Genomic DNA, 10,207 nt, shown 5'->3' on the forward strand with positions numbered 1-10,207 from the left:
ACCCGTCCCTCCCCCACTCTCGACTTCGCTCGAGCGGGAGGTGCCCCCACCAAGGGGCTGCGCCCCTTTGACCCCCAGCTGCGGGTTCGGTGGGGGCTGGGCGCGCAGTTCCCCGCGCCCCTGGGGTGGGAGCGGGGGCTGCGCCCCCGCTCCCACCCCATCCCACCCCAGGGGTCGGTCGTCTCTCAGGTTCTGAGTTGGATCAGGGCCCTCGTTCCGCTTGTGCGCCAGTGGTGGCCCTCGGACTCCGTGAGGGTGGTCACCGTCTCGGGGGTGAGGCCCGTGACGACGTCCGACTTGAGGGTGCGGAGGGCGGCCACCGGGGTGGGGAAGTAGGCGGTGACCTCGGTGAAGGGGGTGGTGGGGGGCCAGAGGTGGTCGCCCACCAGGCGGCGGTAGTTGAGGTCGCCCTTCATCAGGGTCAGGTCGGCGGAGGCGAAGTCCGCTCGCAGGTCGGCGGGCATGGCGGCGTAGGGCAGTGGGGCGCAGGAGAAGGGGTGGGTGCGCAGGGCCAGGCGGCCTTCGGAGAGGGCTGTGTGGAGGCGGTGGCCCGCGTCGGTCTTCGCCGCGACCAGGTGGCGTACCGCGTCCAGGGTGTCGGCGGTGGTCGCGTCCGAGACGAAGTACGGGTACGGCTTCAGGTGCAGCACGGCGCGGTCGAAGTGGCCGTGGGTGAGGAGGTGGTCGATGAGGAGGAGGTCGGGAATCAGTTCGCGGCCCGCGTTGTCGGCTACCAGGCAGAGCGTGCGGCCGACGGAGCCGGTGCCGCGTGCGGCCGGGCCGGGTGCCGTTCGCGTCAGCAGGGAGAGCAGCGCTTCGCTGTCGTCCGCGACCAACGGGGAGTCGACCGACGTCTCCTCGGTGCTCTGGAGGCGGAAGCCGAGGTCCGCGCGGTTGCCCCAGAGGGAGCCGTGCAGGAGGGCGTCGAGCTGCTCGGGCAGGGGGCGTTCGGACAGGGGGCCGAGGGCGTCGAGCTCGGCGGCGGCCTCGGGCGTGTCCAGTTCGGCCAGTTTGAAGGGGCGGAACGGGTCGACTCCCTGCCAGGGGCCGGGGTCGAAGTAGCCGACGGCGCACAGGAGTTGGCGGTAGAAGCAGCTCTCGGCGGCGAGGAAGGGGAGGGAGAACCAGGAGCGGCCGGCGTAGCGGCGGGCGTCCCAGTTGTCCCACCAGTCGTCGTCGGCCGGTGGCGCGACGGTGCCGTGGAGGGTGTTGTGCAGCAACTCGTCCAGCGCGCGACGCTGTTCGGGGCCGTACGGGGTGGCGTCCTGGACCTTGCGGATGAGGGCGGGGTGCCGTTCGGCGAGGACGCTGTGCGGGAAGGAGGCCGGGTCGGCGGCGCGGACGACCGGCGCGGTGGCGGGGGCGGGCGCGTCAGGCATGGCCGTGGGCTCCTCCGGGGGCGGTGGGGCCGGTGGGTGTGCGGGGCGGCAGTTCCACCTGCTTCAGCTTCTCGTCGAGTTGCTTGGTGAACCCGGCCTCGGTCCAGACGTACTTGCGGAACTGGTCCGTCGTCAGCGGGCCCGCCCACGGGCTGCCGGTGGGGTAGAAGACGGACTCGCAGGACGCGCAGTGGTGGGCGGGGTTCCAGAGCTCCTCGGCGCGTGGCCTGCCCGCGGCGACGGTGGCGCGTTCGCGGGCTTCGCCGCGGACCACCCAGAGGGTGCCGACGAAGAGGAGGACGGCGAGGACGGCGCCGCCGATCGTGAAGAGGGGCTTGTCGTCCTGGACTCCGTGCTGGGCGAGGCCCGCGCAGACGACGGTCAGGGCCATGCCTTCCAGGAAGTGCAGGGAGCTGTCGAACCTCGACTCCACGCCGGGGGCCTTCGCCAGTCGGTCGGAGAGGCCGGAGCCCGGGGAGTCGGGTGCGGCGCAGGCATCGGGAACCGTGCGCACCGACGGCTCCGAAGCGCCGCAGCGGGGGCACACCGCCATGACCGGAGCCGCGCCGAGTCCCCCGGCCGGAGTCTCCTTCGATGCCTCGAACTTCTCTGTCGCCATGCGCATACGCTAACGCCCGGCGTGCATGCGCCGGCGGCCGACCGATGCCCGCTCGCATCGCTCGGCCGCCGGCAGTGGGGGGTGGCGGTCCATCGGTCCGGCCGTTCGGCCGGGGTCACGGGCCTGACGGCCCGGGACTCAGAAGGTCAGCTTCCAGTTGTTGAGCCGGCCGGTGTCCGCGGCGGCGACGTCCTGGACGCGGAGCTTCCAGGTGCCGTTGGCGACCTCGCTGGAGGCGTTCACCGAGTAGGTGGTGACCAGGTTGTCCGCGGAGTCCGAGCTGGAGGCCTTGAGCGGGTAGGTCGAGCCGTCCGGGGCCACCAGGGTCAGGACCAGGTCACCGCGGTAGGTGTGGGTGATGTCCACGCCGACCTGGAGCGCCGAGGGCGCGTTGCCCGTGCGGCCGGTGACGGAGATCGAGGACTCGATCGCCGCGCCGTTGTCCGGGATGGAGACGGCCGTGGTGTTGGTGAAGGTGGTGCCCCCCGTGGAACCGCCACCGGTCACCGCCTGCACCGTCTTGGCCGCGTCGGCCAGGCCCGCGCCGCAGCCGCCCGAGCAGGCGCCCGGCAGAGCACGCGAGTTGGTCTTGATCGCGGACTCGATCTGGGCCGGGGTCAGCGCGGAGCTGGCCGACTTCAGCAGCGCGGCGAGGCCCGCGATGTGCGGGGCGGCCATGCTGGTGCCCTGGTAGTAGTCGTAGGACTCGCTGCCGGGGGTCGAGGTGCCCGAGTTCAGCGTCGACAGGATGCCGCCGCTCTCGACGGTGCGGGTCTCGCCGCCGGGGGCCGCGATGTCGACGACCGAGCCGAAGTTGGAGTAGTACGAGCGGGCGCCGGCGCGGTTGGTGGCCGCCACCGAGATCACGTTGCTGCAGCTGGCCGGCGAGTAGTTGGCCGCGTTGGCGTTGCTGTTGCCCGCCGCGACGACGACCGTGGTGCCGCGGTTCACGGCGGCGTTGATCGCGGTCTGGGTCGCGGTGGTGCAGGCGCCGCCACCGCCGAGGCTCATGTTGATGACCTTGGCGACGTTGGTGTTGGCGGGCACGCCGGAGACGGTGCCGCCGGACGCCCAGGTGATGGCGTCGATGATGTCGGAGTCGTAGCCGCCGCACTTGCCGAGGACCCGCAGCGGGGAGACCTTGGCGCCGTAGGCGATACCGGCGACACCCTTGCTGTTGTTGGTGACGGCGGCGATGGTGCCGGCCACGTGCGTGCCGTGCCAGGAGGACGTCTGGGCCTCCCAGTCGGCGGCGCACTCGCGGTCCGAGGTCCAGTCTCCCGGGTCGGCCGGGTTGCTGTCACGGCCGTTGCCGTCGTTGGCGACGGCGGTGTCGGCGATGAAGTCGTAGCCGCCGACGATGTTCGCGGCGAGGTCCGAGTGGGCGACGTAACCGGTGTCGATGACGGCGACCGTCACGCCGGTGCCGGTGGTCTTGTCCCAGGCGCCTGGCAGGTTCATGCCAGCCGTGGACTCGTAGAGGTCCCACTGCTTGGTGTACTCGGTGTCGTTCGGGGTGGCCAGCGCCTTGTTCAGGCGGTCCGGGACGACGTAGGCGACCTGCGGGTCGGCCTGGTACTCGGAGATGACGTCGGCGACGTCCGTCTTGCTGAGGTCGTCGCCCAGGTCGACCAGGGCGGCGCCGCTGCCGAGCCGGCGCTGGAAGTCGAGGCTCTCGCCGGCCTCCTTGCCCTTCGCGGCGGCGTCGGCGTCGGCGGCCTTGTTCGAGGTGGCCTCGGCGGCGCCGGACTTGTAGCCGACGATCAGGCGCTCGGCGACGGTGCCGGGCGCGGCCTCGGTGGCACCGGCCACGGCGGCGTCGGACTTCGCGGACGGGGCCTGGGCGACGGCGACCGAGGAGGTCATGCCCGCCACCAGGGCGACGGAGACCGCGGCGACGGATATGAGCTTCCGTCCTGCGGTACGAGAAGAAGAAGTACGCAAGGGCTTCGCCTTTCGTGGCCTGCTCATGTCAGGGGAGGAGCGGCAGTGAAACGCTTCTTCATCGAAGCGGCGGGGGGTCCAGAAAGGGTTGGCGCACAGACCGGCCAAGCGCGAGCCGTTCCACCAGGGGTTACCTATGGTTCGGCTGTGCGATGACATTAGGCAAAGCCCAGGTCATGGGGATACGGGGAAAACCCTCGACCCCCGGGGAACTCCCCTATGCCGCCCGGCAGTCGGGGCCCGATGTGCCGCTTCGCCGGTTTTGCCGACGCTTTGCCGGCACACGGCGCACGGCCGGATCCGACCGGTCGAACAGGCTCGGACCGTTGAACGCGGCACCCATGGGTCCCGTACGACACGGTGCACCGACCGTCAGCCCAGCCCTCGGCCCTCGGCCCTCCATGGATCGGACCTACCGGATGTACCGCTCGTCCGCCCACCGCTCGTCCGCCCAGCACGCGACCGCCCACCACGCGACTGCCCGTCGCGGGACCGCCCGTCGCGGGACCGCCGGTGCCACCGGGCGCCGCGCCGTCGTCGGGACCGCCGCCGCCACCGTGGTGGCTCCCCTGCTTCTCACCGTGGGCGCGGTCGGACCGGCCTGGGCGCACGGTGCGCCGACGGACCCGGTGAGCCGGGTCTCGGCGTGCTCGCCGGAGGGTGACGGCCAGGGCACGGCGGCGTGCGAGGCCGCCGTCGCCGCGAACGGGGCGCCCTTCACCGCGTGGGACAACATGCGGATCGCCGGGGTGAACGGGCGGGACCGGGAGGTCGTCCCCGACGGGCGGTTGTGCAGCGGAGGGCTCGCGGCCTACCAGGGGCTCGACCTGGCCCGCGCCGACTGGCCCTCGACCCGCCTCTCCCCCGGCGCCACGCTGGATCTGACGTACCGGTCGACGATCCCGCACACGGGGACCTTCAAACTGTTCCTGACGAAGCCGGGGTACGACCCCACGAAGCCGCTGAAGTGGTCCGACCTGCCCGAGAAGCCGTTCGCCTCGATCACCGACCCGCCGCTACGGAACGGCTCGTACCGATTCTCGGCGGAACTGCCGGCCGACCGGACCGGGCACCATGTGCTCTACACGATCTGGCAGAACACGAGCACGGTCGACACCTACTACTCGTGCTCGGACGTGGTGTTCCCGAAGGCGAAACAGGCCGACTCCGGTGCGGACGGCGGGAGTTCGGAGAGGACGCCGACCGGGGGCGAGGAGACCGCGGCCGGGAAGCCGGCCGACGGGAAGGCGGGGGACGAGGAGTCCGGGTCCGCGACGACGGCACCGACGCCGTCCACCGAGGCACCGCCCGCCGGTCCCGACGACGCCGAGGGTGATGCACGGGCGGCCGACGCCGGCAGCCCCGTCGCCTCCACGACCGACGAGAGCGGCACCTCCGTACCGCTGCTGGTGGCGGGCGGCGCAACGGCCCTGGTGCTCACCGTGGGCGCCGCTCTTCACCTCCGCGGACGAGGGCGCCGCTCCCGCGTCGACGGCTGATCGGGCAACCGACCGGCCGCCGAACGAGGCGCCGATCGGGCGACCGATCAGCGCCTCGGGTCGGTCACCGGCCGCCGGACCGGTGACCGACCTGCTTGCGCGGTCAGTTGGTGAAGACCGTCGCGCCGCCCTGGTTGGTGTCCGTGACGGGCGCGTACTTCGCCGTGAAGTAGCCGTTGGCGAAGCACAGCGAGGAGCCCGAGGTCTTGGTGAAGGCCTGGGCGGTGAAGTTGATGCTGTTGTCGGTGTTGTCGGAGGTTCCGGTGATGCTGGGCGCCTGGTAGACGCAGTTGATCGTGCCCAGCAGCGTGCGCAGCACGACGGTGGTCTGGAGGACCGAGCCCTCGGCCGGGCTGACCGTGACGACGCCGTCCGAGGTCACGGCGGTGGTGTAGGGCAGGTTGTTGACCGTGACGCTGTTGACGCCGGTCACGCCGAAGACGTTGCTGGTGCAGCTGCCGAAGGTGTGCGCGTCCACGGTCTCGGTGGCCGTGCCGGGCGCCGCCGGGTTGTCGGTGACCGTGGCGGTGAAGGTCGACGCGGCACAGGAGACACCGCTCGTGCCCGTCGCGCTGGAGCGGAAGGTGGCGGCCGTGCCGGAGGCCAGCGAGGCGCTGAGGACGTCGCCGACCGCGACCGCGTCACCGGCGGGGCCGCCGGTGGTGAGCACGCTGTCCGCGGCGGAGGCGGGGCTGACGGCCGACACCATCAGGGCGGCGGTGCCGGCGGCGAGGGCAAGGAGGGATCGCGTACGCATGGGGGTGCCTCTTCTCGGGAAGTGAGAGCCGACTGGGCCCTCGGAAGGTGCGGGTGACAGCCCTCGACGGTGCGGGGACTGTGGTGATCGCGCGCGAGTGGTCACCGTTCGCGCGGGGGAACGCGGCGATGCCGCACGGCGCCGTACGGTCGCTGCCGATCCGTGGCACGCCTTCTCCGTACGTGACGGATCGACAGCGACAGCCGGGAACCGGATCACGGCCCAGTGGAGGGGAAGGCGACCGTGCCCGGCACCGCGGCGAGGGTGGTGCTGCGTGGGCCGCGCAGCGCGTTCAGGTGGGTCACCCACGCCCTGTCGGCGACGGGGCGTTCGGGACGGTGACAGGCGCTGCGCGTCGGATCCGGCGCCACGGATCCGTGGGGGAAACCCGGGAGAGTTGTAGACCTGAAAATGAGTCAACGTCAAGGCATCGCAAGGAAGTTGATGACCGGGAACCGCTTTCGGGTTGGCCGGAATCAGCGGCTTCCGGAGACAAAACCAAAGGTGAGAGATGTTCACCTTTCACAGGGACGGCACAACCAACATCCTTTTGCCACAAGCACCTTGACCCTTGAATGTAACCACCGGTAACTTCCGGAATGGCTACTGCGGCGTAGCAAGTAAGCCCTTGCACCACGGGAGGTGCTCTGAGGCGTGCGCCGCAACCGCTGTCCGCGCCAGGACAACGTGCCGTTGCCCCAACTGCAATGACTTGGAAGTCCAGGGAGCACACATGGCCTCGTCCTCGGACGCCACGGCGTCCACCAACGAAAGACCCGAGGGTCCCGAAGCGTCCGGAAGACGCGGGCGGGTCCGTCTGAAGCGCGCCGCGGTGATGGCGGTGCCGGCCACGGCGGTCGCCGCCGGTCTGATGATCCTGACCGCGCAGGGTGCTCTGGGTGTCCAGTTCGCCATCTCCGGCATGCCGTTCGTGGTCACCGCCGACAAGCTCGACGGTGAGGGCTTCGCCCAGTTCGGCGCACTGGACCACATGATCGAGAACAGCCCGAACGAGGGTGACACCGGCGGTCAGGTGCTGGTCGTGACCTCGGTCGTGAAGAACGGCAAGCTGACGAACCTCTGCCAGAGCGTGGACCTCGGCGGCATCCAGCTGGTCCTCACGGCCGGCAACAAGGGCACGCCGGTGAGCGTGAAGAACCTGGCGATCGACTCCGACGACATCTCGGGCGACGCCTCGTTCAACAACATCGAGATCGGCCGTGACTCCAGCACGTTCGACAAGGTGGACCAGAAGGGTCAGCCCGGTGTCTACGGCCAGCAGGCCGACTCGGTGACGATCACCGATCTGTACCAGCACAACTACGCCGCCACGGCGGCCGTCTTCAAGCTCCCCGACCTGCACATGAGGTTCGAGAGCGAGGGCTGCGACTAGTGAGCGGCTTCCGGGAATGGAGAGGTCACCGGCCGTTCGCCGGTGGTCTGCTGCTGGCGTTGGGCGGCGCCGAGATCCTCTTGACCATGAAGGCGCCGCTCCCGGTCATCCTGAAGATCGGCATGCAGGGGCTGGCGGGCTACCTCCTGCCCTCGCTGATGATCGTGTGCGGGTTGCTGATCATCTTCAATCCCGCTCAGCGCCTGTTCTACTCCATCCTCGGGATCATGCTCTCACTGGGCACGTGGCTCACGTCCAACATCGGCGGGTTCGTCGTGGGACTGCTGATGGGCGCGGTGGGCAGCACGCTGGCCTTCGGCTGGCTGCCTGATCAGGAACCACGGCAGAAGCGTTCGGCGAAGCGGGCCGAGAAGGCGGCGGCACAGGCTTCGGAGAAGCACGCCGCAGAGCTCGGGTAGCCGTGGTTGTTCGCCGCGTACCGGTCCGTCGTGGTTGTTCGGCCGGTACCGGTCCGTCGTGGTTGTTCGGCCGGTACCGGTCCGTCGTGGTTGTTCGGCGGGTACCGGTCCGTCGTGGTTGTTCGCGCAGTTCCCCGCGCCCCTGGTGGTGCGGGGTTCGGCGTTCACAGGGAAGCCGACGCCGCCGCTGCCGTCAGGGCCGAGTGCAGCCGGGCCGTGTTCGTCCAGTAGGTGTCGTGGGTGAGCGGGACACGCCAGTAGAGGCCGGGGCCCGCGGTGCGGCGCAGGGGCGGAACGGCCACGTGGCTGCCCCGGCCGAGGACCTGGACGTCGGGCAGGCGCCAGGCGGACGCGTCGCCCGGCGGGACCAGCCAGTACATGATGCCGCCGTAGCCGTCCTTGATGACGGCCCCGCTCTCGTCCCCGAGGAACTTGAGGGCGAGGGCTCCGAGGGCCGCCGGCACCCGTACGGCGTTCCACCAGCGCCCGGCGGGCACGGTGCGTACTTCGGGGCTGTAGGAACACATCCAGCGCGGGGCCCTGCTGACCGTCATGGCACTCACCGGCTCTTCATGGGGGGGGGTGGGCCCGATCCTAGGAGCGGTCCGGGCGGCCGACTTGCGAGTACGCGCAGGGAAGTTGCCGTCGTACGCAGCGCGCGGCGCACCAGGTCGCCGGACGACGCCACCGAGCCGTAGCGTGACCGGACTCGCACGTTGCGCTGTTGGACCGTCTTCGACCCAGGAGGACCCGCATGGGCCACCCGAGCCCGTTAGTGATCGACCCGACCGGCCGTGACATCCATGGTGAGGCCGCCCGACTCCGCGAGACGGGTCCGGCGACCCGGGTCGTGCTGCCGGGACCGCCGACCGTCGAGGCCTGGGCCGTCAGCAGCCCCGAGTTGCTCAAGCGGCTCCTCACCGATCCCCGGGTGTCGAAGGACGCGCGGCAGCACTGGCCGAGGTTCGCGGCCGGTGAGATCACCCCCGAGTGGCCGCTGTTCACCTGGGTCGCCGTGCAGAACATGTTCACCGCGTACGGCGGGGACCACAGACGGCTGCGCACGCTGGTCGCCAAGGCGTTCACCGCGCGCCGCACCAACGCCCTGCAGCCGCGTATCGCGGAGATCACCGAGGGTCTGCTCGACCGGATCGAGGAGGGCTTCCGGCGGGGCGAGAGCATCGATCTGCGGGAGCAGTTCTGCTATCCGCTGCCGATCCAGGTGATCACCGACCTCTTCGGGCTGCCCGAGGAACGGGGCCTGGGCCTGCGGGAGTTGGTGGACAAGATCTTCGACACCTCCGCCGACCCCGGTGAGATGACCGCCGCGTTCGGCAGGTTGCAGGCCGTGCTGGCCGAACTCGTCGCTGCCAAGCGGGAGTCGCCCGGCGACGACCTCACCTCCGGGCTGATCTCCGCCCGCGACGAGGACGAGACCCGGCTCAGCGAGCAGGAGCTGATCGACACCCTGGTCCTGATGATCAGCGCCGGGCACGAGACCACCGTCAACCTCCTCGACCAGGCCGTCCACGCCCTGCTGACCCACCCGGAACAGCTCGCCCATGTCCGGGAGGGCCGGGCGAGCTGGGACGACGTGATCGAGGAGACGCTGCGGGCGCGGGCGCCCGTGGCGAATCTGCCGCTGCGCTACGCCGTGGAGGACCTCGCCCTCACCGAGTTCGGCGGTCCCGACGGGGTGGTGATCGCGAAAGGTGAGCCGATCCTGGCCGCGTACGCCGCCGCTGGGCGCGACCCCGAGCTGCACGGGAAGGACGCCGACGTCTTCGACGTCACCCGGGCCGACAAGGAACACCTCGCCTTCGGTCACGGGGTCCACCACTGCCTGGGCGCCCCGCTCGGCCGTCTGGAGGCCCGCATGGCGCTCCCGGCACTCTTCGCGCGCTTCCCGACGCTCGAACTGGTCGCCTCGGACGAGGAGTTGGGGCACGTGGAGTCGTTCATCTCCAACGGCCACCGGCGCCTACCGGTCCGCACCGCCTGACGAAGCCGACCGCATCGCCTGACGAAGCCCACCGGTGGAGCCGGGCCACGGCAGAGCAGGTCGGCATCGCCGGACGGAGTCCGCGCGCGGCCCGACGGATGTCCCGGCACCGGTCCGCCCCCCCTGTTCAACCCGGCGGGGCGGTCCCGGCACCGGTCCGCTCCCCTCCCCAGCCCAGCCCGGCAGGCGTATCAC

Annotated in this window: 9 protein-coding genes; 4 read left to right on the top strand and 5 right to left on the bottom strand. The window is 70.9% G+C overall.

All coding sequences use genetic code 11. The annotated features are described in order from the left end of the window. Positions 1-185 precede the first annotated feature (185 nt). From P1P70_RS33150 to P1P70_RS33160, 3 genes are all read right to left on the bottom strand, one after another. Complete coding sequence (locus tag P1P70_RS33150) at positions 186-1,379, bottom strand: damage-control phosphatase ARMT1 family protein (protein ID WP_319244395.1); 1,194 nt, start codon at positions 1,377-1,379, stop codon at positions 186-188. Further along, a complete protein-coding gene (locus P1P70_RS33155; RefSeq protein WP_319244397.1) occupies positions 1,372-1,998 on the bottom strand; it encodes a hypothetical protein in 627 nt (208 codons plus the stop codon). Before P1P70_RS33155 ends, P1P70_RS33150 begins: the two co-directional genes overlap by 8 nt. 138 nt (positions 1,999-2,136) lie before the next feature. Continuing rightward, complete coding sequence (locus tag P1P70_RS33160) at positions 2,137-3,969, bottom strand: S8 family peptidase (protein ID WP_413471606.1); 1,833 nt, start codon at positions 3,967-3,969, stop codon at positions 2,137-2,139. Positions 3,970-4,343: 374 nt separating this feature from the next. On the opposite strand from P1P70_RS33160, the gene P1P70_RS33165 reads away from it, so the two are divergent. Next, positions 4,344-5,441 carry a lytic polysaccharide monooxygenase gene (locus tag P1P70_RS33165; protein ID WP_319244399.1) on the top strand — a complete coding sequence of 366 codons (1,098 nt, stop codon included), beginning with the start codon at positions 4,344-4,346 and terminating at the stop codon, positions 5,439-5,441. 103 nt (positions 5,442-5,544) lie between these two features. Here P1P70_RS33165 and P1P70_RS33170 read toward each other — a convergent pair whose 3' ends face one another. Then, positions 5,545-6,198, bottom strand: a complete 654-nt coding sequence (locus tag P1P70_RS33170) for a Tat pathway signal sequence domain protein (RefSeq protein ID WP_319244401.1) — start codon at positions 6,196-6,198, stop codon at positions 5,545-5,547. A gap of 733 nt (positions 6,199-6,931) precedes the next feature. Between P1P70_RS33170 and P1P70_RS33175 the strand changes: the two genes are divergently transcribed. Both P1P70_RS33175 and P1P70_RS33180 read left to right on the top strand, forming a co-directional pair. Next, positions 6,932-7,591, top strand: a complete 660-nt coding sequence (locus P1P70_RS33175; protein WP_220645968.1) for a DUF6230 family protein — start codon at positions 6,932-6,934, stop codon at positions 7,589-7,591. After that, positions 7,591-8,010 (top strand): DUF6114 domain-containing protein, encoded by a 420-nt coding sequence (locus P1P70_RS33180; protein ID WP_319244404.1) that lies wholly within the window; start codon positions 7,591-7,593, stop codon positions 8,008-8,010. Before P1P70_RS33175 ends, P1P70_RS33180 begins: the two co-directional genes overlap by 1 nt. 164 nt (positions 8,011-8,174) lie before the next feature. On the opposite strand, the gene P1P70_RS33185 is transcribed toward P1P70_RS33180, so the two are convergent. Next, positions 8,175-8,564, bottom strand: a complete 390-nt coding sequence (locus tag P1P70_RS33185) for a hypothetical protein (protein ID WP_319244406.1) — start codon at positions 8,562-8,564, stop codon at positions 8,175-8,177. Positions 8,565-8,764: 200 nt separating this feature from the next. Between P1P70_RS33185 and P1P70_RS33190 the strand changes: the two genes are divergently transcribed. Beyond that, positions 8,765-10,012 (top strand): cytochrome P450, encoded by a 1,248-nt coding sequence (locus P1P70_RS33190; RefSeq protein WP_319244408.1) that lies wholly within the window; start codon positions 8,765-8,767, stop codon positions 10,010-10,012. Positions 10,013-10,207 lie beyond the last annotated feature (195 nt).

Origin of the sequence: Streptomyces sp. MB09-02B, from assembly GCF_033794485.1 — a bacterium.
In the GTDB taxonomy this organism is placed as follows: Bacteria; Actinomycetota; Actinomycetes; order Streptomycetales; family Streptomycetaceae; genus Streptomyces.

Excerpts from the sequence above, each read along its gene's own strand:
- P1P70_RS33160 (WP_413471606.1), bottom strand. The coding sequence starts at position 3,969 with ATGAGCAGGCCACGAAAGGCGAAGCCCTTGCGTACTTCTTCTTCTCGT.
- P1P70_RS33165 (WP_319244399.1), top strand. The coding sequence starts at position 4,344 with ATGGATCGGACCTACCGGATGTACCGCTCGTCCGCCCACCGCTCGTCC.
- P1P70_RS33170 (WP_319244401.1), bottom strand. The coding sequence starts at position 6,198 with ATGCGTACGCGATCCCTCCTTGCCCTCGCCGCCGGCACCGCCGCCCTG.
- P1P70_RS33155 (WP_319244397.1), bottom strand. The coding sequence starts at position 1,998 with ATGGCGACAGAGAAGTTCGAGGCATCGAAGGAGACTCCGGCCGGGGGA.
- P1P70_RS33150 (WP_319244395.1), bottom strand. The coding sequence starts at position 1,379 with ATGCCTGACGCGCCCGCCCCCGCCACCGCGCCGGTCGTCCGCGCCGCC.
- P1P70_RS33175 (WP_220645968.1), top strand. The coding sequence starts at position 6,932 with ATGGCCTCGTCCTCGGACGCCACGGCGTCCACCAACGAAAGACCCGAG.
- P1P70_RS33190 (WP_319244408.1), top strand. The coding sequence starts at position 8,765 with ATGGGCCACCCGAGCCCGTTAGTGATCGACCCGACCGGCCGTGACATC.
- P1P70_RS33185 (WP_319244406.1), bottom strand. The coding sequence starts at position 8,564 with ATGACGGTCAGCAGGGCCCCGCGCTGGATGTGTTCCTACAGCCCCGAA.